Annotated in this window: 21 protein-coding genes; 13 read left to right on the top strand and 8 right to left on the bottom strand. The window is 72.0% G+C overall.

Annotation, left to right across the window (positions count from 1 at the left end; all coding sequences use genetic code 11):
• Positions 1-105 precede the first annotated feature (105 nt).
• Together ACY34M_RS32315 and ACY34M_RS32310 are read left to right on the top strand one after the other, a co-directional pair.
• Positions 106-492 carry a VOC family protein gene (locus ACY34M_RS32315; protein ID WP_462721924.1) on the top strand — a complete coding sequence of 129 codons (387 nt, stop codon included), beginning with the start codon at positions 106-108 and terminating at the stop codon, positions 490-492.
• A gap of 146 nt (positions 493-638) precedes the next feature.
• Positions 639-2,018, top strand: a complete 1,380-nt coding sequence (locus ACY34M_RS32310; protein ID WP_462721925.1) for a C1 family peptidase — start codon at positions 639-641, stop codon at positions 2,016-2,018.
• 3 nt (positions 2,019-2,021) lie between these two features.
• On the opposite strand, the gene ACY34M_RS32305 is transcribed toward ACY34M_RS32310, so the two are convergent.
• The 6 genes from ACY34M_RS32305 to ACY34M_RS32280 form a co-directional block, all read right to left on the bottom strand.
• Entirely contained in the window at positions 2,022-2,693 is a 672-nt protein-coding gene (locus ACY34M_RS32305) for a hypothetical protein (RefSeq protein WP_462721926.1), read from the bottom strand.
• Positions 2,694-2,768: 75 nt separating this feature from the next.
• A complete protein-coding gene (gene catA, locus ACY34M_RS32300; RefSeq protein WP_462721927.1) occupies positions 2,769-3,617 on the bottom strand; it encodes a catechol 1,2-dioxygenase in 849 nt (282 codons plus the stop codon).
• Positions 3,618-3,647: 30 nt separating this feature from the next.
• Positions 3,648-5,003: an MFS transporter gene (locus ACY34M_RS32295; RefSeq protein ID WP_462721928.1), complete on the bottom strand. Its 1,356-nt coding sequence runs from the start codon at positions 5,001-5,003 to the stop codon at positions 3,648-3,650.
• Positions 5,004-5,012: 9 nt separating this feature from the next.
• A complete protein-coding gene (locus ACY34M_RS32290; protein ID WP_462721929.1) occupies positions 5,013-5,966 on the bottom strand; it encodes a PDR/VanB family oxidoreductase in 954 nt (317 codons plus the stop codon).
• A complete protein-coding gene (locus ACY34M_RS32285; protein WP_462721930.1) occupies positions 5,963-6,481 on the bottom strand; it encodes an aromatic-ring-hydroxylating dioxygenase subunit beta in 519 nt (172 codons plus the stop codon). Before ACY34M_RS32285 ends, ACY34M_RS32290 begins: the two co-directional genes overlap by 4 nt.
• Positions 6,474-7,772: an aromatic ring-hydroxylating oxygenase subunit alpha gene (locus ACY34M_RS32280; protein WP_462721931.1), complete on the bottom strand. Its 1,299-nt coding sequence runs from the start codon at positions 7,770-7,772 to the stop codon at positions 6,474-6,476. Before ACY34M_RS32280 ends, ACY34M_RS32285 begins: the two co-directional genes overlap by 8 nt.
• 151 nt (positions 7,773-7,923) lie before the next feature.
• Here ACY34M_RS32280 and ACY34M_RS32275 point away from each other — a divergent pair, with 151 nt between their 5' ends.
• Genes ACY34M_RS32275 through ACY34M_RS32260 form a run of 4 tightly spaced genes read left to right on the top strand, consistent with a single transcriptional unit; the run spans position 7,924 to position 10,581 of the window.
• On the top strand, positions 7,924-8,463 hold the full coding sequence (locus ACY34M_RS32275; protein ID WP_462721932.1) for a flavin reductase: 540 nt from the start codon (positions 7,924-7,926) through the stop codon (positions 8,461-8,463).
• A 32-nt stretch (positions 8,464-8,495) separates the two neighbouring features.
• Positions 8,496-8,744 carry a hypothetical protein gene (locus tag ACY34M_RS32270; RefSeq protein ID WP_462721933.1) on the top strand — a complete coding sequence of 83 codons (249 nt, stop codon included), beginning with the start codon at positions 8,496-8,498 and terminating at the stop codon, positions 8,742-8,744.
• Positions 8,741-10,006, top strand: coding sequence for an amidase (locus ACY34M_RS32265; RefSeq protein WP_462721934.1), 1,266 nt, complete (start codon positions 8,741-8,743; stop codon positions 10,004-10,006). Before ACY34M_RS32270 ends, ACY34M_RS32265 begins: the two co-directional genes overlap by 4 nt.
• Entirely contained in the window at positions 10,003-10,581 is a 579-nt protein-coding gene (locus ACY34M_RS32260; RefSeq protein ID WP_462721935.1) for a nuclear transport factor 2 family protein, read from the top strand. The genes ACY34M_RS32265 and ACY34M_RS32260 overlap by 4 nt, the downstream gene beginning before the upstream one ends.
• On the opposite strand, the gene ACY34M_RS32255 is transcribed toward ACY34M_RS32260, so the two are convergent.
• Complete coding sequence (locus ACY34M_RS32255) at positions 10,548-11,570, bottom strand: AraC-like ligand-binding domain-containing protein (protein ID WP_462721936.1); 1,023 nt, start codon at positions 11,568-11,570, stop codon at positions 10,548-10,550. The genes ACY34M_RS32260 and ACY34M_RS32255 overlap by 34 nt on opposite strands.
• A gap of 157 nt (positions 11,571-11,727) precedes the next feature.
• Between ACY34M_RS32255 and ACY34M_RS32250 the strand changes: the two genes are divergently transcribed.
• The 6 genes from ACY34M_RS32250 (at position 11,728) to ACY34M_RS32225 (ending at position 17,760) form a co-directional block, all read left to right on the top strand.
• On the top strand, positions 11,728-13,209 hold the full coding sequence (locus ACY34M_RS32250) for an APC family permease (protein WP_462721937.1): 1,482 nt from the start codon (positions 11,728-11,730) through the stop codon (positions 13,207-13,209).
• Positions 13,206-13,838: a response regulator transcription factor gene (locus ACY34M_RS32245; protein WP_462721938.1), complete on the top strand. Its 633-nt coding sequence runs from the start codon at positions 13,206-13,208 to the stop codon at positions 13,836-13,838. Before ACY34M_RS32250 ends, ACY34M_RS32245 begins: the two co-directional genes overlap by 4 nt.
• 6 nt (positions 13,839-13,844) lie before the next feature.
• Positions 13,845-15,347 carry a PAS domain-containing sensor histidine kinase gene (locus ACY34M_RS32240; protein ID WP_462721939.1) on the top strand — a complete coding sequence of 501 codons (1,503 nt, stop codon included), beginning with the start codon at positions 13,845-13,847 and terminating at the stop codon, positions 15,345-15,347.
• Between the two features lie 125 nt (positions 15,348-15,472).
• Positions 15,473-16,585: an acyl-CoA dehydrogenase family protein gene (locus ACY34M_RS32235; RefSeq protein WP_462721940.1), complete on the top strand. Its 1,113-nt coding sequence runs from the start codon at positions 15,473-15,475 to the stop codon at positions 16,583-16,585.
• Between the two features lie 42 nt (positions 16,586-16,627).
• The gene (locus tag ACY34M_RS32230) at positions 16,628-16,990 is read left to right on the top strand and encodes a hypothetical protein (protein WP_462721941.1); all 363 of its coding nucleotides are present in this window, start codon (positions 16,628-16,630) and stop codon (positions 16,988-16,990) included.
• On the top strand, positions 16,987-17,760 hold the full coding sequence (locus tag ACY34M_RS32225; RefSeq protein ID WP_462721942.1) for an SDR family NAD(P)-dependent oxidoreductase: 774 nt from the start codon (positions 16,987-16,989) through the stop codon (positions 17,758-17,760). Before ACY34M_RS32230 ends, ACY34M_RS32225 begins: the two co-directional genes overlap by 4 nt.
• Before the next feature lie 80 nt (positions 17,761-17,840).
• On the opposite strand, the gene ACY34M_RS32220 is transcribed toward ACY34M_RS32225, so the two are convergent.
• Positions 17,841-19,304 carry an aldehyde dehydrogenase gene (locus tag ACY34M_RS32220; protein ID WP_462721943.1) on the bottom strand — a complete coding sequence of 488 codons (1,464 nt, stop codon included), beginning with the start codon at positions 19,302-19,304 and terminating at the stop codon, positions 17,841-17,843.
• Positions 19,305-19,506: 202 nt separating this feature from the next.
• Here ACY34M_RS32220 and ACY34M_RS32215 point away from each other — a divergent pair, with 202 nt between their 5' ends.
• Positions 19,507-21,450 (top strand): primary-amine oxidase, encoded by a 1,944-nt coding sequence (locus ACY34M_RS32215; protein ID WP_462721944.1) that lies wholly within the window; start codon positions 19,507-19,509, stop codon positions 21,448-21,450.
• The last annotated feature ends 4 nt before the right edge of the window (positions 21,451-21,454 follow it).

Below are 21,454 nucleotides of genomic sequence, written 5' to 3'. Positions count from 1 at the left end.
CCGGATCGCGGAGAATGGCCGGGGCGGGCAGTGGCCCCGCCGCCGCGCCGCTGCCGAACCGGGCGGGCCGGCAGCGGACGACCGACAGAGACGGGGAACGGACCCATGCGTGTCAAAGCTCTCGACCACATCGTGCTGAACGTGGCCGACGTGGAGAAGTCGCTCGCGTTCTACACCGGCCGCCTCGGCCTCGCGCCCGAGCGGGTGGCCGAGTGGCGGGACGGGAAGGTGCCGTTCCCGTCCGTGCGGATCGACCCGAGCACGGTCATCGACCTGTTCGCCGCGGAGCGGGTCGAGTCCAACGTCGACCACTTCTGTCTCGTCGTCGACCCCCTGGACTGGCAGGAGGTCGTCGACTCCGGAGAGTTCGACGTCCTGGAGGGGCCGGTGCCGCGCTGGGGCGCGCGGGGGTCGGCGCAGTCCGTGTACGTGAAGGACCCGGACGGCAACACCGTCGAACTGCGCTGGTATCCGCAGGACATGGAGGGCTGAACCGCTTCGGCCGGAGCGTCGGGCGAGGCCGACGACAAGTGCGTTGACTGAGCTAGAACGGCCGTGCGACGGTGAATTGCGTTGCCTCCTCTACCAGCCCAGGCCCCGCGCGATCACGGGCCGATCGAGAACTGGATACGGATACTGTGACGCTCGGACAAGCTCACCCCACGCAGCCCACCGACGCCCCGGCCGACGGCGAGCGCAGCCTCGGCCCGGCACAGCTCGAGTTCTACGAGAAGGAGTTCGCGGCCCGCCCCGCGAACCGGCTGATGCAGAACGCCGTGACGCAGACGACGGTGGACGACATCGCCCTGGACCGGCGGATCGTCACGGCCATCGACCACTCGGTCTCGAACCACCTGGACGACTGGAAGGTCACCAACCAGAAGCGCAGCGGCCGCTGCTGGATGTTCGCCGGCCTCAACCTGCTGCGGGTCGGCGCGGCGCGCAAGCTCGGCGTGAAGGACTTCGAGTTCTCCCAGAACTACGTGCTGTGGTGGGACAAGTTCGAGCGCGCGAACCACTTCCTGGAGAGCGTCATCGACACGTCCGACCGCGACGTCGACGACCGTACGGTGGCGCACCTGCTCGGCGACCCGATCAGCGACGGCGGGCAGTGGAACATGTTCGTGGCGCTGGTCGCCAAGCACGGCCTCGTACCCAAGTCGGCGATGCCGGAGACCGACAGCTCGTCCGCGACCGGGCCGATGAACCGGGCCCTCATGAGCCTGCTCCGGCAGGGTGCCCGCGATCTGCGCCGGGCGGCGGCCGAGGGCGTCGACGCGCAGCGCGCCCGCAAGGCCGAGGTGCTCGGCGCCGTCCACCGCGTCCTCAGCATCCATCTCGGCACGCCGCCGCAGCAGTTCCTGTGGCAGTGGCGCGACAGCGACCAGGACTTCCACCGCGACGGCTGGCTGACCCCCGTCGAGTTCGCCGAGGCGTACGTGCAGATACCCCTCGACGAGTACGTGTGCCTCGTGCACGACCCGCGCGAGTCGAGCCCGGCCGGCCGGACGTTCACGGTCGAGCACCTGGGCAACATCGTCGAGGCCCCGCCCGTGGTCTACCTCAACGCGGACATCGATCTGCTCAAGCGCCTCACCATGGAGGCGATCGTCGGCGGCGAGCCGGTCTGGTTCGGCTGCGACGTCGCCCAGCAGATGCGCGCCGACCTCGGTATCTGGGACGCCGAACTCTTCGACTACGAGGCCGTCTACGACACGCCCTTCGAGCTCGACAAGGCGGACCGGCTCCTCCACCACGAGACCCAGATGACCCACGCGATGCTCTTCACCGGCGTCGACGTGGTCGACGGTGCGCCGCGCCGCTGGCGGGTCGAGAACAGCTGGGGCGAGGAGAAGGCCGACAAGGGGTTCTGGACCATGAACGACTCGTGGTTCGGCGAGCACGTCTTCGAGGTCGCGGTCCGCCGCTCCGCGCTCCCGCCGGAGCTCTCCGCCGCCCTCGACGAGCCCCCGGTCGTCCTGCCCGCCTGGGACCCGATGGGCGCACTGGCGCACTGACCGTCAGGGCAGCACGGGCGAGGCCGGATCCATCAGCACCGCATCGAGGTCCGGATGTGCGAGAACCTGCTCCGCCGCCGCGGCGGAGCAGGCGATCCACGTCGCCGTGAGATCGGTGTCCCCGTGCACGAACCAGGCGCGGTCGGCGGGCCACCACAGGTCGGGCACGAGGGCGTTGTCCACGTCGGCGCCCTCCCCGACCTCGCCCGCGACCGCCATGGCCAGCGCGGTCACCGAGCCGACCGGGCCGCGGAACACGGCGTAGCCGCGGTGGGGGAGTTCGAGGCGCGGCGCGCCCGTGATGTCGACGACCGGTCGCGCCCGCCAGGACGCCCGGCCTGCCCCGCCGGCGAGCAGGGCCGTCACCGCGCCCTCGTCGAAGTAGCCGCATCCCTCCCAGACCCCGAAGCGACAGTCGTCCGGCGTGCTCGTGCAGCCTGCCAGGACCGACGCCAAGGGGGCGGCCAGCGGACCTGGCAACGTCCCCTCGCCCGGCCCGTCGTCCGCGTCCTCCTCGTCCCCGGCCGGATGCAGCACCCGCACGTACCGCTCGTACCCGGCGGGCAGCAGCGAGCCGATCATGCCGGCCGCGAAGTCCGGCAGCGCGGCGCGGACCCAGGCGGCCGGAGTCAGGTCGTGGCAGAGCGTCAGGCCTGCGGGGAGTGGAGACGTCACTCGCGCAGTATGTCCGACGGGCGCTCCGCCGGTGGCGTGACATCGAGTGACGTCGAAGACGCCGAGGCAGGGGCTTCAGGCCGGGGCGAGCACGAAGTCGTACGTGACGTCGTGCCCTGTGCCGTTCGTGGCCCCGGTCGGGGACAGGACCAGTTCCGGCTTCACGGCCTGCGCGATGTCGTCCTCGATGTGGCTGCCGCCCTCGAAGTACAGCTGTGTGGTGACGAGTTGGTGGCCCGGCGCCGACACCTTGAGGTGGAGGTGGGCGGGGCGCCACGCGTGCCAGCCCGCCGCGGCGATCAGACTGCCGCAGGAGCCGTCGGTGGGGATCCGGTACGGCGCCGGTTCGACGGTGTGAATGGCGAAGCGGCCTTGGTCATCGGAGACGATCGTGCCGCGCAGGTTCCATTCGGGCAGGTCGGGGGCGTACTGGGAGTAGTAGCCGTCGTCGTCGGCGTGCCACATCTCCACGCGGGCGCCGGGCAGCGGGGTGCCGTCGACCGATGTCACCTGCCCCTGGAAGAGGAGCGGCGTGCCCCGCTCGTCGGGGCGCATCGGAAGGGTGGCCTCGGCGGGCAGTTCGGGCGCGTCCGGCACGTAGTACGGGCCCTCGATCGTGCCCTTGGAGCCCTCGCGGGCCGCGTTCGCGACCTCCTCCACGACGTGCTCGATCCATACGTCGAGGAAGAGCGGCCACTCGCCGTCCGCGCCGACCTGGATCAGCCACGCCTTCAGCGCGTCGTACTCGGCGTACGTGACCTTGTGGCGGCGGACGATGTCATGGACGGCCGCGATGAGTTCGGAGGCGAGCGTGTCGACGCGCTCCGTGCTGCTGACGGTTCCGGAGCGGGACTTCTGGGCGAAGGCGGCGGTGGCGGCGCCGCCGGACGCGGCGGCCGTGGCCTGCTCGGCGGAGGTGGTCATGGGGTGTGTCTCCTTGGGGCGCGGGGGAGTTCAGGCTCCTGGCGTGGCGGGCTGGGGGACTGCGGGCGCTTCCTGTGGGCGGGTGCGGGACGGGGCCGTCTCCGGGAGGGCGAACAGACAGGCCAGCGTGAGCAGCAGCATCGCCGCCAGGTAGTAGCCGACGTTGAGGGCGTCACCCGTACCGGAGACGATCCGGTTCGCGATCATGGGGGAGATGCCGCCGCCGAGCACCGCGCCGACGTGGAAGCCGACCCCGAGCCCCGACTGGCGCTGCTCGCGCGGGTACAGCTCGGCGAAGTACGTGTACATGGGGCCGAACAGCAGCCCCGTGGCGGAGAAGCCGACGACGACGGCCGTGTTGACGGCGGCGACCGTGCCGACCCCGGTGACATGGAACATCGTCAGGGCCGATGCCAGGGACGCGAGCGCGCCCACGATCATCACGGGCTTGCGGCCGATCCGGTCCGACAGCCAGGCGGAGCCCACGTTCAGCAGGGCGTGGCAGAGCAGCCCGATCAGGCTGCCGTTCACGATCGGCTGACGGGGCAGGCCCAGGCCCTCGGGGGCGGCCGCGGTGGCGTAGGAGAGCATGAAGGTGGCGAGCGCGAACGTGCTGGCGTTGAGGCCGATGTTCACCCCCGCGGTGAGGGCCACCCGCCGCCAGTTGGTGCGCAGCACCTCCAACACTGGCGAATGGCTGGGCAGTTGGCGGCCTTCCTTCTCGGCCATCTCCTGGAAGACCGGGCTCTCGGCGACACCCTTGCGGATCCACAGGCCGACGATCACGACCAGACCGCCCACCAGGAACGGGATCCGCCACCCCCAGCCCACCACGTCGTCGTCCGGGAGCAGCAGCACCAGGGCGAACGCCAGGTTGGCGAGGATCGAGCCGACCGGCGAGCCGATCGCCACGAACGAGCCGTACAGCCCGCGCCGCCGGTCGGGCGCGTGCTCGATCGCGAACACCGCGGCGCCCGCGTTCTCCCCGCCGCGTGCCGCGCCGTGCACCAGGCGCAGCAGGACGAGGAGGACCGGCGCGGCGATGCCGATCGCGGCGTACGGCGGCAGCACACCCATGGCGAAGGTGGCCGCGCCCATGGCGACGAACGCCGCGAGCAGCGCCACCTTGCGGCCCCGCCGGTCGCCGAGGGAGCCGAACAGCGCGGCGCCCAGCGGCGCCATGAGGAAGCCGATCGCGAACGTCGCGAGGCTCATGAACGTGCCGAACCAGGCGTCGCCAGTCTTGAAGAACAGCTCGCCGAACACGAGGGCGGCGGCGGTGCCGTAGATCGCGAAGTCGTAGAACTCCAGCGAGGTGCCGACGCCGGCGGCGAGGCCGACTCTGAGCACGCTCGGCGCGCGGGACGTGGTCCCGGTCGAGGTCATGTGTCTCCTTCAGTACAGCTCGATGACGAGCCGCTCCGACGCGGCCCGTGACACGCACAGCGCCAGCTGCGTGCCGGCCGCCTTGTCCGCGGCGGACAGGCAGTTGTCGCGGTGGTCCGGGGTGCCTTCGAGGACCCCGGACACGCAGGAGCCGCAGATGCCCTCCTCGCAGGACTTGAAGACGTCGATCCCGCCCTCCTCCAGGACGGAGAGGATCGACCGGTCGGCGGGCACCTCGAAGACCTCGCCGGTGTCCAGCTCGACGGTGAACGCCCGGTCCGCGCTCGTGTCCACCTCGGCGGCCTCGAAGTGCTCGATGTGCACGTGCGCCGCGCCGACCACCGGCCCGAAGGCCCCGGTGACCTGCCGCATGAAGCCCTCCGGCCCGCACGTGTACACGTGGGACGCGCCCGTGAGCCCCGCCGCCGCGGCGGCGAGCAGCGCGGGCCGCTCGGACCTGTCCGTCCCGAAGTGCAGCCGCACCGCCTCAGGGAACTCGACGCGCCGCTCCAACAGGTCGACGAACGCGGCCTGTTCACGGCTCGTGGCGAAGTAGTGCAGCTCGAAGTCCGCGCCCGTGCGGTGCAGTTCGTACGCCATGCCCAGCAGCGGGGTGATGCCGATGCCGCCCGCGACCAGCACGTGCCGGTCGGCGCCGTCGGCGAGGCGCAGCAGATTGCGCGGGCCGTCGATCTCCAGGCGATCGCCCTCGCGCACCCCGTGCAGGGCCAGCGAGCCACCGCGCGAGGACGGCTCCCGCTTCACCGCGATGAGCAGCGACGACGCGTCCGACGGCGGCCCGCACAGCGAGTACTGGCGCAGCACGCCGGTGGGGCCCCACACATCGATGTGCGCCCCCGCCGGGTACGCGGGGAACGCGGCGCCGTCCGCCCGGACGAGCCGCAGCGCACGGATGTCGGGCGTCTCCTCGGTCACCTCGCGGACCCGGACCTCGACGCTCACAGCAGGAACCCGGCCGCGGGCACGGCGTCCTCGCTGTCCACCAGTCGTACGACCTTCAGGGCGATCCGGTCGCCCGCCCCGGAGAGCCGGACCCGGTGCGTCACCTCGGCGGCCCACAGGTCGTGCCGGCCCCGCTTGTACGCGACGAGGACCTGCGCCGAGCGCAGTGTCACCTCGGCGTCGCCGACCTCCTCGGGCACGAACCGGGACACCGTCCGCACGGTGCGCGCGGCGTCCACGGCGGCGATGGCGTACCCCTCGGTCATGCGGGTCACGCGCATCCGCCGCATGCGGGCGTCGTCGTACACCATGTTCAGGGTGCCCGCGAAGTCCTCGGTGTCCGGGTCGATGGGGATCACGTAGTGCGCGTCGTCGGCGTAGAGCGCCTGCCACTGCTCGTACAGCCTGCGGTCGAGGAGGTCGGCCTCGTGCCAGACGAGGGAGATGGCGCGCAGCACCCGGGGGTCGGACAGGCCCAGCAGGCCCTCGGCGGGAGTCGTCAGGGTGTCAGTCATCGCGCATCATCTCCTTCCACTGCGCGTACGCGGCGCGCATGCCGGTCTCGTCGGTGACATGTGCGGTGGGCCAGCCCTCGGGGCTCGGTGTCTCGCGGGAGAGGCCGCGGTTGACGAGGATCGGCATGTCGGGCGCCGCCTGCGCGCCGCGCTGCACGCGGTCCCAGCCCTCGGCGTCGTCGGGGGTGCCGAAGCCGAACGGGCCCTGGAAGTGCTCGTGGATGCGCAGCCGTTCGCGGTTGACCGGGTCCACCACCTCGGGCGGTCCGTCGGGCCCGAGCGCCACGTGCTCGATGAGTGTCTCGTCGGGACCGAGGGGGCGCAGCACCCGCAGGAACGAGTTGGACATCGACACGTTCGGGAACAGATTGAGGTTGAACCCGGTGCCGTGCACGGCCCGCACCAGCTTGCGGACGGCCGCGTCGTCCAGGCCCGCAGACGTCAACTCGGCGACCAGCGCGTCGAATCGGGGCTGGAGCGGCTCCGTGCCGTCGTCGGCGTCGAGGTCCGCGTGCCCGGGCACCATCTGCATGACACTGTGCCCGTGGCCGAGGTCGTGGGTGACCGCCTCGGGGTCGGTCATGAACGACATCATGTCCGCGGTCTCCGCGTCCACGGACGCCATCCACGAGCGGTGCACGATCGGGAAGTGGTAGCCGTCGGTGGTGTTCTCCAGCTGGATCTTCCAGTTGCCGCGGAAGCGGAACTGGTGGGTGCCGAGCACCTTCACCGGGTAGCCGCCGCCCTGCTTCATGAACCGGTCGATCCACAGCTTCACATCGCCGAGGAAGTCCTCGAGCGGCTCGACGTCCTCGGCGAACGTCGCGAAGATCATGCCGCCGTACGACTCGGTACGCAGCCTGCGCAGCCCCAACTCGCCCTTCTCGACGACACCTTCGTAGCCGTCGGGGTAGGGGATGCCGCGCAGCGTGCCGTCCAGGCTGTAGGACCAGGCGTGATACGGGCAGGTGAAGCCGTTGGCCTGGCCCGTCCGCTTCTCGCACAGGCTCGCGCCGCGGTGCCGGCAGCGGTTGAGCAGGGTGTTGACGTTGCCCTTGCGGTCCTTCGTCACGATCACCGGCTGCCGGCCGACGTACGTCGACTTGAAGCTGCCCGCCTTCGGCAGCTCGCTGTCGTGGGCGACCCACACCCAGGTCCGTTCGAAGATCGAGGTCATCTCCCGCTCGAAGAGCCGGGGATCGGTGTACATGCGCCCCGCCACGCGGTCCTCGCCCACCAGATCGTGCGGGGCGAGGTCGTGGACGGTGTCCGCACTGAACTCAAGCGTCATCGTGCCTCCGTCGTTCGATGCCCACGACGCTAGGCAAGCGGCGGGGGCCGGCCAATTGGGAATTGGCTCGCCCGGCATAGGGGAAATCCTGAGGCGCTGCGAAGGAACTCTCGATATCGCGGGCCGCCCGCGGCGCCCTACCGTGACAGCCATGACTCCCGTGACACGCAGGGCAGCGGTGGACCAACTCACCCCGAACCAACGATCGTTCCGCGACGCGATGGCGAACCTCTCCGCAGGCGTCAACATCGTCACCACGGACGGGCCGCGCGGTCGCGCCGGGATCACGGTGAGCGCGGCCTGCTCCGTCACCGACGACCCGCCCACCATGCTCGTCTGCATCAACCAGTCCAGCCGCAGCCACGACCTGTTCACGGAGAACGGGCGGGTCTGCGTCAACGTCCTCGGCCCCGACCACGCCGACGTCGCCAAGGCCTTCGCGGGCGGCGTCCCCGCCGAGGAACGCTTCGCGGCCTGCGGCGACGTATGGGACCACACGCTCGCCGACGTCCCGGTGCTCAAGGGCTCCGCCGCCTCGGTCGTCGGGCGGGTCACCGGCACCGCCGAGCGCGGTTCGCACACCGTGATGTTCATCGAGGCGGAGCGGGTGCTCGTCGGCGAGGACGGGGCGGGCGCGCTCGTCTACTTCCGCCGCCAGTTCCACGCCATCCCCACGTCGCTGACCGCGTGACGGGCGCGACGAGGCCGGTGCCACCACACCGCATGACGCTGACCTGCTACAACGACACCTTCGACTACGGCTGGCGGCACGTCGACCTGTTCACCCACGACGCCGGGGGACGCGAACTCGGCTGGGTGCACTGGACGGTCGACGCCGACGGCCCCGAGGCGGCCGACGCCGTCACCGCCCGCGTCGAACCGACGCTGCGACGCACCTCCCCGTGGCGCCATTCGGTCAGCGCCGCGGGGATGGACTACTGGGAGGCCGACGCGCAATGGGAGGAAGCATGAGCCTGTGGCAGCCCTGGTCCCTGCGGGAGCTGGTGGACGACCTCGCGGCGGGACGCACCACGGCGGCGGCCGCCCGCGCCCGCGCCGAGGCCCGCATCGCGCGGACGGAGCCGGAGGTGCGGGCGTGGGTCGCGCCGGTCCGTGAACCCGCGCCGGCCACCGGACCGCTCGCGGGAGTCCCCTTCGGCGTCAAGGACATCATCGACGTCGCCGGGCACCCCACCCGGTGCGGCTCGCGGCTGCGCGCCGACAGCGCACCGGCCACGGCCGACGCGGCGATCGTACGGGCCTGGCGGGCCGCCGGGGTCGACGTGATCGGCAAGACCGTCACCACCGAGTTCGCCTTCTTCGCGCCGGGCCCCACGCACAATCCCGCCGCGCCCGGACACACCCCCGGCGGCTCGTCCAGCGGTTCGGCGGCGGCCGTCGCGAGCGGGCAGGTGCCGCTCGCGATCGGCTCCCAGACGGCCGGTTCCGTCACCCGGCCCGCCGCGTTCTGCGGCGTCGCGTCCCTGGTCATGACCCACGGGCGTCTCCCCGTCGACGGAGTGGTCGGCCTGAGCCCCAGCCTGGACAGCCACGGTTTCTACGCCGCCGGGGTCCGCGACCTCGCGCTCGCCTGGCAGGCCCTCACCGGCGAGACACCCGGCGAGGTGGCCGCACCGCGCGTACTGCTGTGGAGCGCCGCACCGTTCGGGGACGTGAGCGACGCGATGCGGGAGGCGGTGGAGACGGCCCGGACACGGCTGACCGCCGCCGGGGCCGTGGTGGAGGCCTTCCCGGAGGAGAAGCTCGTCGCGGAGGTCACGGCCGCGCACCCCGTGGTGATGGCGTACGAGGCGGCCCGTGAACGCGCGGCCGAGCTCGACCTGTCGGCGCAACTGAGCGAGCCGCTGCGGAACTTGCTGCACACCGGCGCCGCCACCTCCGAGGCCGACCACGCGACGGCCCGCAGGACCGTCGAGCGGGCCCGAGCCCGGATCGCCGCGCTGTTCGCCTCGTACGACGTCGTCGTCGGCCCCGCCGCGCTGGGCGCCGCCCCGAAGGGGATCGACGCCACGGGTGATCCCGCGCTCAGCCGTGCCTGGCAGGCCCTCGGCCTCCCGGCGGTGACGGTGCCTGGCCTGCGCGACACGAACGGGCTGCCGCTCGGCATCCAGGCCATCGGCACGGGCCGCAGCGAGTCCACACTCCTCGCGCACGCCGCGTGGATCGAGTCCGCGCTCAGCACGTCCGACGACACGGAAGGCGGCCCCCGATGACCGACACGCACACCCACACCGATCCCCGTACGCTCGCCGCCCTCGTCGAACGCATCGCAACCCTTGAGGCCGAGGCCGACATCCGGCGTCTCCAGGCCCGCTACATGTTCCTGTGCGACACCCCGTGCCCCGAGTTCGGCGTGCGCGACGACGCGCACCGCATCGACCTCATCATGGAGCTGTATTCGGAGGACGCCGCGTGGGAGGGCGTCGGCGAGTACTACGACGGCCAGTTCGGCCGCGCCGAGGGAGCCGCCGCCGTCCGGGCCCACTTCGAGGCGTTCTGGGGCGAGCGTCAGGACCCCGAACTCGTCCTCAACGCGCACTACTTGACGTCCGAGCAGATCCACGTCGACGGCGCCACGGCCACCGGCCAGTGGATCCACATGCAGCCCTGGCTCTACGCCGACGGCACCGCGCTGCTGCGCTCCAGCCGCCTCAACAACGCCTTCCGGCGGCTCGACGACGGCACGTGGCGGATCACCCGGACCCGCACCGAGAACGTGCTCGTCGCGCCGCTGCCCGCGCGCTTCGCCGAGGCCTATCCGTCGGCCTCTGTGCTCATGCGCCCGTGAGCGCCGAGGCCGCCGTGCGGGGGCCGCTCCGCGAGCGCGCGACGGCGGAAGTCGCGCGGAGTCCGGCCGTACGCCGTCTTGAACACCCGGCTGAAGTGCCGGCCGTCCAGCAGCCCCCAGCGCGCGGCGATCATGCCGATGGGCTGCTGGGCCGCCGCCGGACTCGCCAGGTCCCGCGCGCACCGCTCCAGGCGGCGCGTGCGGATCCAGCCCGCGACCGTCAGCTCCTCGGCGGCGAACAGCTTGAACAGATAGCGGCGGGAGATGCCGTGCGCCTCGGCGATCGAGTCCGGGGTGAGTCCGGGGTCCGGGAGACGGCTGTCGATGTGCGCGCGGATCCGCAGCATCATCGCCTGCCCCGGCTCCGCGGGCGCCGCACGGTCGAGGTTCTCCGACACCAGCGCCGTCATCAGGGACGCCGCCCCGTCCGCGAGCCCCGGCGTCGCGGGTCCCGCGCAGACGCGGGCCTGCTCGCCGAGCGAGCGAAGGAAAGGACCCACCACGGCCGCGACGCCGCTCTCCCCGGCCAGCCGCCGTGCCGTGAGACCGCGCACCGCCTCGGGCCGCACCGGCAGCATCGCCCGGGGCAGCAGCATCAGCACGGTGCGGAAGGCGGTGTCGTAGCGGAACGTGTACGGGCGTGTGGTGTCGCAGATCGCGAGGTCACCGGGGCCCAGCGCCCCGTGCACGCCGTCCTGTTCGACGACACACGTGCCGGCGACCTGGAGCGCCACCTTGTAGTGGTCGTCCTCGCTCTGCGCCGTCAGCCGCTCGGTGCGCCGCACCCGCAGCGGGCCCGCGCTGATGGAGCCGAGCAGCAACTGCCCGACCGCGTCGCAGGTGGCCGTGGCGCGGAAGGCGTTCGCCGCGACGGGCCGCGTGTCGAGCCCGCCGAACACCCGCGAGATCTCCCGGGCCCAGTGGGCGGAGCGGTCGGCCCGGCCGACGCCGTCCGTGCTCGGGTACTCGGTGGTGACGTACGAAGTCATGCTGCGCTCCACCCGCCGGAGGACTTTCGATCAAGGTAGTCCGCGCGTGCGTGCATGCAAAGGCGTAAACGAGTGCACGCACCCGCACTCCCGGCCCGCCCGCCGCGCGCACAGTACGTCCCGACCCCCACCGAACCCCCGGCCGCAAGGAGACGTCGTGACCGTGCAGTCCGCAGAACCGGACGCAGGACCGGACGCAGCACCGGAACCACGCACCCGGCTGCGCAAGGGCGCCGTGGGCGTGGCCGGGATGGTGTTCTTCGTGCTGTCCGCGCAGGCGCCCCTGACCGGCGTCGCGGGCACGCTGCCCATCCCGCTGGGCCTCGGCAACGGCGGCGCCGCGCCCGCCGTGTACCTCGTGGTCGGTGTCATGGTCGGCCTGTTCGCCGTCGGGTTCATCGCGATGAGCCGCCACGTCACCGACGCGGGTGCCTTCTACGCGTACGTGTCCCGCGGCCTCGGCCGTCCCCTCGGCGTCGGCGCCTCGCAGGCGGCGATCCTCTGCTACAGCGCGACACAGGCCGCGCTCTACGGCCTGTACGGCGTGGTGGCGCAGGGCCTCGCGCAGCGCTACCTCTCGCTCGATCTGCCGTGGTGGGTGTGGACACTCGCCACGATGCTCCTCGTGCAGGCGCTCGGCTCCCTCAACATCGAGCTGGGGGCGCGGCTGCTCGCCGTCCTCGTCGTCGCCGAGACCTCGGTGCTGCTGCTGTTCGCCGGGCACGAACTCCTCAGCGGCGGCGGCCCGCACGGCCTCGACGTCGCTGGTTCGTTCGCCCCCTCCGCGTTCTTCACGGGCGCGCCCGGCGTCGCCCTGACCTTCGCGATCGGCTGCCTCCTCGGGTTCGAGTCGACGGCCCTGTACGCGAAGGAGGCGCGGGACCCGGCGCGCACCGTGCCACGCGCCACCTACGTGTCGGTCGCGGTGATCTCGCTGTTCTTCGCCTTCGTCTCCTGGATGATCGTGAGCTACTACGGCGCCGACGAGGTGCGGGGCGCGGCGCTCGACGCCCTGCGCGACGGTGATGCCACCTCCGTCGTCCTCACACCCCTCACGCACACGCTGGGCGGCTGGGCCGGTGATGTCACGCAGGTCCTGCTGGCCGGCTCGCTGCTCGCGGGCGTCGTCGCGTTCCACAACGGGATCAACCGCTACTTCCACTCACTCGGCGCTGCCGGAGTGCTGCCCCGCGGGCTCGCCCGCACCAACCGGCACGGGGCGCCCTACGTGGCCAGCCTGGCGCAGACGGTGCTCGCCGCGGTCCTCGTCGTGCCGTTCGCCGCCGCCGGGGCCGACCCGGTGCTCACCCTCCTGACCTGGGGCGGCGGCGTCAGCGTGCTCGCCCTCATGCTGCTGTACCTGCTCACCTCGGTGTCCGTGATCGTGTTCTTCCGCAGGACCCGGCTCGATGAAAGGATCTGGCACACCATGCTCGCCCCACTGCTCGCCGTCGCCCTGCTGTGCGGTGCGACGGTGCTGGCGCTGCGCAACTTCACCACCCTGGTCTCCGCGTCCGGCACCACGGCGCTGATCCTGGAGCTGACCGTGGTCGCGGTGTTCGCCGGGGGAGTGGTCCTCGGCCGCCTGCGGCCGGGCGGGGCGCAGGCATGTACGCACGACGAAAGCGAGGAATCATGACAGGTGAACCAGCCGCCGACCTCGTCTACGTGCTCGACGACGACGAGCAACTGTGCCTCTCCCTGGCCTGGTTGCTGGAGTCCGTGAACATCAGGACCGAGTGGTTCACCGACGCCGACGCCTTCCTCGACGCCTTCGACCCGGACCGCCCCGCCTGCCTCGTCCTCGACGTCCGCATGCCGGGCATCGGCGGATTCCGCGTACAGGAACTCCTCAACGCCCAAGGCGCGGCGCTGCCCATCGTCTTCGTGTCCGCGCACGGAGACATCCCCATGTCGGTGCGCGCCCTGCAGGCCGGAGCCGTCGACTTCCTGGAGAAGCCCTACGATCCCCAGCGGCTGCTCGACATCCTGCAGAACGCCCTGCGGGTGGCGGGCGAACGCTACGCGTGCCGCGCCGAGCAGCGCTCCCTGCGGGAACGGATCACCCACCTCAGCCCGCGCGAGCGGGAGATCCTGCGCCAGGTCGTCGAGGGCGTCCCCAGCAAGGTGATCGCCCGGCAGCTCGGCATCAGCCTGAAGACGGTCGACGCCCACCGGGCGCGGATCCGCGAGAAGACCGACGCCGACACCCTCGGCGCGCTCATCGGCGACATGATGCGCTGCGGACTGCGCCCCGAGGAGGTGTGAGGCCCGATGCCCGCCACCGCCGACCTCGCCTGCCCCGACCTGGCCCGGCTCTTCGAGGCCATCGACCACTGCGTCCTGGTGCACGACGCCGGGACCAAGGACATCCTGTGGGCCAACCCCGCCGCGCGCACCGCGCTCGGCTTCACGCTCGACGAGCTCAAGCCGCTCAAGGCCCCCGACATGAGCTCCAACGCGGCGCAGTACGCGCGGCACATCGGCGTCGCCTGGCTGCAGCGCGCCGCCGACCAGGGCCGCAGCCGCATCGAATGGTGCTACCGGTCCAAGACGGGCACCGACATCCTCAGCGAGGCGCTCGCCAAGCGCGTGGAGCTGTCGACCGGGCCCGTCGTCATGGTGCAGTTCCGCGACATCGCCGAGGAGAAGGCCACCCGCCGCGACCTGACCCGCACCGAGGCCCGACTGCAGGCGTTCCTGCGCAACCTCGACGAGGGCATCGTGGTGCTCGACGACGACGGCCGGATCGTCTTCGCGGGCGAATCGGCGGGCATCCTGCTCGACCGGAACCCCGAGGACTTGCTCGGCACGGACTTCACCGCGTTCCTCGCGGCCGACTCCACCGCCGTCCTGCGCGACGTGCTGAAGGACACCTCGCGCGGCGGGCGGCCCACCGACGCCCGCTACCGCCTCGCGGTCTCCGACGGGGCGGGCGGCGGACCCGACCGCTGGTTCGCGGCCCGCTGCCAGTACATCGACATCGAGAACGACCTGCGGGGCCTGCTCCTGCTCTTCCACGACATCACCGACACGGTGCACACCGAGGAGGAACACCGGCGCGACGCCCAGTACCTCAACCACCTGGCCCGCTACAACGCCATGGGCGACATGGCCATGGCCATCGCCCACGAGGTCAGCCAGCCCATCGCGGCCGCCCACAACTTCGTCGCGGGCGCCCTCGGCCGCATCGACGACACCCGCGAGCCCGGCTCGCTGCACTGGGGCCTCGACCACGCCACCCGCCAGTTGGAGCGCGCCACCACGATCCTGTCCAGCCTGCGCGCCTACGTGGTCCGCCTGGAAGACGCCAAACGCTCCGTCGACCTGGGCGACGTCGTCGGCGACTGCAAGTACTTCGTCGACGTACGGGCCAAGGCGCACAACGTCGCCGTGCACTGGGAACACACGGCGGCCGCCCTGCCCGTCAGCTGCGAGAAGGTGCTCATCGGGCAGGTCGTCATGAACCTCGCCTTCAACGCCCTGGAGGAGATGGCCCGCTGGCCCGACGAGCCGGGCGGAGTCACCGTCACCACCCGCAGACATGACGACTGCGCGGAGGTCGAGGTGCGCGACACCGGCGGCGGACTGCCCGCCTCCTCGGGCGGGCGGATCTTCGACGGCGCGTTCACCTCGAAGGGCAACGGCCACGGCATCGGCCTCGCCCTGAGCCACCGCATCATCACCCGCCACGGCGGCGAGATCGAGGCCTGTCCGAACTCCCCGCGCGGCACCGTCTTCCGGTTCCGGCTGCCACTGCGGGACGCCGAGGCGTAAACGATCAGGGAAATCCCCTACCCGTCCCCGCTCATTCCCAATTGTTGGCGCACGAGGTCGCGCCTAGTTTTGACGGTGAAACGAGTTCGAGCGATCAACTCGACGGTCAGGCAGGGGAATTACGCATGACACATTCACTGGGCAACGTGCTGGACCTCGTGGCCGCGCGCCGGGCGGAATTCGAGAGCGGACGGCACGTGCCGCGCGATGTGATCGCCGAATTCAAGAAAGCGGGCCTCTACCGCGCCAGTGCGCCGCGGCGTTTCGGCGGCGAGCCGCTGCCGCCGGCCGAATTCCTCCGCCTGATCGAAAGGATCTCGCAGGTCGACGGATCGGCCGGCTGGGTCGCCAGTTTCGGCTCCTCCCTGATCTATCTCGCGGCCCTGCCGCTCGACACCCAGGAGCAGCTGTACGCGGACGGGCCCGACGTCGCCTTCGCCGGCGGACTCTTCCCCGTACAGCCCGCGGAGCCGGTCGACGGCGGCTACCGGGTCTCGGGCCGCTGGAAGTTCGCGAGCGGCTGCAAGGGCGCCGACGTCCTCGGCGTCGGCATCAAGGTGGGCGAGGACCGGGCGGGCCGCCCGCGCACCGCGGTGCTGCGCCCCGAGGACGTGGAGATCGTCGAGAACTGGGACGTCATCGGAATGCGCGGCACCGGCAGCCACGACCTCGCCGTCGACGGCGTCGTCGTCCCCGAGGAGTGGACCTTCGTCCGCGGCGGCGAGCCGACCGTCGACGAACCGCTCTACCGCTACCCGGCCGTGCCGTACGCGGCGCAGGTCCTCGCGGTCGTCGGCCTCGGGGTGGCGCGCGCCGCGCTCGACCAGGTCATCACGGAGGGCGGGCGCGCCAGTTACACCGGCGGGCCGGTCGCCGCGGACCGTGCCGCGTACCGCATCGCGGTGGGCCGGGCGGAGGCCCGGCTGCGCTCGGCCCGCGCCTTCTTCTACGAGATCACCGAAGAGGTGTGGGAGACCGTGCTGGGCGGCGATCCGGCCACCGCCCACCAGGCGAGCCTGCTCCGCCTCGCCTCCACCGCCCTCGCCCACGAGTCCTTCGCCGTCGCGCAGACCGCCTACCAGCTCGCCGGAATCCGGGCCATCGCGGACGGCAGCCCGATGCAGCGCTATCTGCGGGACGCCTCCGTGGTGCCGCAGCACGCGTTCCTGCAAGAGGGCCTGTACGACGGGGCAGGGGCGGTGCTCATGGGCGTCGACCCGTTCCCCGGCTATCTCTGAACCCAGCGCTTTTTGCTCCTGTTCACGAAAGGTGTGACCCACATGTCCGCTACCCCCCAGGCGCCCCTGCGGGTGCTGTTCTGCATCGGCGTCAACCAGAACTTCTTCGACCTGCCGACCGGGCAGGGCAAGGCGGTCTGGGACGGCTTCACCAGCATGCTGCGCCAGCTGCACGACCTTGAGGGCGTCGACGTCATCGGCACCATCGACGACGACCAGCACATGGTCGGCCCCTCCGGCTCCTGGCCCTGGACCAGCTATGTCCTCGCCGACGTCGTGGACCAGCCGACCGTCGCCGCCGCCTGCAATCTCTTCCGCACGGTGCAGGTCGGCGAGTACGGCCTGTGGCGGTACATGAAGATCGAGGCCCGCGTCGGCCGTCCGCTCCCGGACGTGACGCGGTGAGCCCGCAGGACGTGGGGGAGCACCACGACACACACCGCGTGGTCCTGGTCACCGGGGCGGCCGGCGGCCTCGGCGGATGCATCGCCGCGCGCTTCCACGACCACGGGTACCGGGTCGCCCTGGCCGACCTGGACGAGTCGGCGGCGGTCAAGGCAGCGGCCGAGCTCGACCCCACCGGCGAGAACGCGGTCGGCCTCGCCCTCGACGTGCGCGACAAGGACGCCTTCGCCCGCGCCCGCGACCGGCTCGTCGAACGCTGGGGCGCGGTGCACGTCCTCGTGAACAACGCCGGGCACTCCAAGGTCGAGTCGCTGATGGACATCACCCCGGAGAGCTTCGCCGCCGTGGTGGAGACGAACATGCACGGCACCTTCTTCGGCTGCCAGGTCTTCGGTGGGTACTTCGCCGAGCGCGGCTACGGACGCATCGTCAACCTCGGCTCGCTCGCGGGCCAGAACGGCGGCACGGCGACCGGCGCCCACTACGCGGCGTCCAAGGGCGGTGTCGCCACGCTCACCAAGGTATTCGCCCGCGACCTCGGCCCGCACGGTGTCACGGTCAACGCCGTCTCGCCGGGCCCGCAGGACCTGCCGGTGGTGCGCCGCACCGTCGACCGGGAGAAGCTCGCGCAGATGGAGGCGATGATCCCGGTGGGCCGTCTCGGCCGCCCGGAGTTCATCGCCGACATGGTCGTCCTGCTCTCCGCGGAGCACGCCGACACGGTGACGGGCGCGTGCTGGGACGCCAACGGCGGGCTGTTCATGCGGTGACCGCCGTCGCTGGGGCGGCCCACCGGCCTGTACCGGTGGGCCGCCCCGCGCCCCAGGGGCTCTGCCCCGGACCCCGCGCCTCAATCACCGGCGGGGCTCGGCCGGTACACGCTCTGGAACCGCAGGTACGCCGCGAGCCCTTCGGGCCCCAGCTCGCTGCCCAGGCCGCTCGCCTTCGCGCCGCCGAACGGGGCCACGGGGTCCGGCAGATAGCCGTTCACGCCGATGGTGCCGGTGTGCACGCGGCGGGCGACGGACGCGCCGCGCTCCGGGTCGGCCGTCCACACCGTGCCGCCCAGCCCGAACTCGGAGTCGTTGGCGATCCGCACGGCGTCCTCCACGTCCTCGTACGGGATGACGCACAGGACCGGGCCGAAGATCTCCTCGCGGGCGACGGCCCGGGAGTTGTCGACGTCGGCGAGGACGGTCGGCTCGACGAACCAGCCGCGGTCGAGCCCCGCCGGGCGGCGGCCTCCCGTGGTGAGGCGCGCGCCCTCGGCGAGGCCCTTGGCCACATGTCCCTCGACCCGCTCCCGCTGCGCGGCGCTGACCAGCGGGCCGACGAGGGTCTTCTCGTCCAGGGCATTGCCGACGGGCAGGGAGCGGGCCAGGTCGGTCACCAGGTCGACGACCTCGGCGTAGCGGCCGCGCGGCGCGAGCACGCGGGTGCTGAGGAAGCAGGTCTGGCCGTTGTTGGTGAGCGTCGCCGCGACGAGGTCCTGGCCGATGGTCGCCGGGTCCAGCTCCGCGTCGTCGAGGACGATGCCCGCCGACTTCCCGCCCAACTCCAGTGTCACCGGCCGCAGCAGGCGCCCGCAGGTCTCCCCGATGGCACGCCCCGCGGCCGTCGAGCCCGTGAACGCCACCTTGTCGACGCCCGGATGCGCCACCAGATGCGCGCCCGCCCTGCGCCCGCCCGGCACGATGTTCAGCACCCCCGCCGGCACCCCGGCGGCCTGCGCGGCCTCGGCGAGCGGATACGAGTCGAGGACCGTCTCCGGGGACGGTTTGAGCACCACCGTGCAGCCCGCCGCCATGGCCGGCGCGATCTTGAACATGGACAGGACCTGCGGATAGTTCCACGGCACGATCGCCGCCACGACACCCACCGGCAGCCTGCGCACCTCCACCGCGCCGCCGAGCAGTCCGGTGCGCACCTCGCTGAACCCGGTCTCGCGGGCAAGCCCCGCGTAGTAGCGCAGCACCGCGCCGGGATAGCCGACCTCCAGCTGCCGGGCGATGCTCACGGGCATCCCGTTCTGCGAACTCACCAGCGTCGCGATGTCCTGCGCCCGCGCGTCGAGCTCCGCGGCGAACCGGTCCATCACCTCGGCGCGCCGCTCTGGCTCCCAACTCGCCCAGCCACCGCGGGAGTCGAAGGTGTCACGAGCGGCGCGCACCGCGGCGTCGACATCCGCCTCCACGGCCTCGGGCACGGACCCGAGGGCCTGTTCCGTGCTCGGGTCGACCGGTGTCAGGCGCCGTCCGGTGCTGGGGCGCACCCACGCCCCGCCGATGAACAGGTGGTCGTGGCGATGGTCCATGTGCGTACTCCGTAGCTCGCTCGGTGGCCCGTTCCCGGCGGGGACGGCGCTGCTGCGACCCTGGCCGACGGCGCGCGCGGCGGGACACCATTGGGTGCACGCAATGGCGCCTACGCGTGCACGCGCTGTCGCACCGGCACGAGTCCACCGGCCTACGTTCGCGGTGACACGGACACAGGGCCCAGAGCTACGGGAGCGCTCCATGAGTGACCTGCACGATCACGATCCGCTCGCACCGGTGACCGCCGAGGAGATCCGGTCGGCACGGGACGCCCTGGACGCGGCCGGCCTGCTGGCCGACACGACCCGCTTCGCGTACCTGGGGCTCGAAGAGCCCGCGAAGGAGGCGCTGTTCGGCGACGGAGCGGGTGTGGGGGACTGGCGGCGGGTGCGGGTCATGCTCCAGGACACCGCCGGGGCGCCCGCCCGCGACGTGGTGGTGTCGCTGACGGACGGGCGCGTGGTGTCGGACCGGCAGCTCGATCCGGTGAAGGACGGACAACTCCCCGTCCTTGAGGAGGAGTTCGGTGCCGTCGAGGAGCTGCTCTCCGAGGACGAGCGGTGGCTCGCCGCCCTGGAGAGCCGGGGCCTCGACGTGCGCACGGTGCGCGTCGCACCGCTGTCCGCCGGGGTGTACGCCGACGAGTACCCGCAGGAGAGCGGGCGCCGCATCCTGCGCGGACTCGCCTTCGTGCAGGACCACGAGGCGGACCACGCCTGGGCGCACCCGGTCGACGGGCTCGTCGGCTACGTCGATGTCACCCACCGCACCGTGGACCAGGTCATCGACCTCGGCCCGGTCCGCGTCCCCACCGGCTCCGGCAACTTCGACACACCGGAGGTCGCGGGCCCGCCGCGCACCACGCAGCGCCCCATCGAGATCACCCAGCCCGAAGGCCCGAGCTTCGCCCTCGACGGCCACCGACTGACGTGGGAGAACTGGTCGCTCGACATCGGCTTCGACGCCCGCGAGGGCCTCGTCCTGCACCGCATCGCCTTCGCCGACCGCGACACCGGCCGCACCCGCCCCGTCGTGCACCGCGCCTCCATCGCGGAAATGGTCGTGCCCTACGCCGACCCGTCCCCGGTCCGCTCCTGGCAGAACTACTTCGACACCGGCGAGTACCTGATCGGCCGCTGCGCCAACGCCCTTGAGCTGGGCTGCGACTGCGTCGGCGACATCACCTACCTCGACGCCGTCATCGCCGACGAGCACGGCGAACCGAGGACCCTGCGCAACGCGATCTGCCTGCACGAGGAGGACGACGGCATCCTCTGGAAGCACACCGACCTGTGGGCGGGATCCGCCGAGACCCGGCGACAGCGCCGCATGGTGCTCTCCTTCTTCACCACCATCGGCAATTACGACTACGGCTTCTACTGGTACCTGTACCTCGACGGCACCATCGCCTTCGAGGCCAAGGCGACCGGCGTCGTGTTCACCGCCGCGTACACCGGTGACGAGCGGTTCCGCGCCGAGATCGCGCCAGGCCTCGGCGCACCCTTCCACCAACACCTGTTCTGCGCACGCCTCGACATGGCCGTCGACGGAGTCACCAACCGGGTCGAGGAGGTCGATGCCGCCCGCGTCCCGGTCGGCCCGGACAACCCGCGCGGCAACGCCTTCACGCTGCGCCGCACCCCGCTGCTCACCGAACACGCCGCCCGGCGCGACGCGGACCCCGCCGTGGACCGCACCTGGCACATCACCAACCCGGACTCCCTCAACCACCTGGGCAGGCCGGTCGGTTACGCCCTGTTCCCCGAAGGGAAGCCGACGCTCCTCGCCGACCCGGAGTCCTCGGTCGCCGCACGCGCCGCCTTCGCCACGAGGCACCTGTGGGTGACCCGCTCCGACGCCGCCGAGCGCTACCCGGCCGGCGACTTCGTCAACCAGCACCCCGGCGGCGCGGGCCTGCCCACGTACACGGCGGCCGACCGCGACCTCGACGGCCAACCCCTCACCGTCTGGCACACCTTCGGCCTCACCCACGCCCCGCGCCCCGAGGACTGGCCGGTCATGCCGGTCGACCGGACCGGCTTCACCCTCAAACCCTTCGGATTCTTCGACCGCAACCCGACACTGGACGTGCCGCGCCCGGCGTCCTCCCACGGCACGTGCGGCACTTCGGACTGCCATGGGTGACCGG

Source organism: Streptomyces sp. EDA2-14 (assembly GCF_054963755.1).
This window is presented reverse-complemented; position numbering and strand designations above follow the sequence as displayed.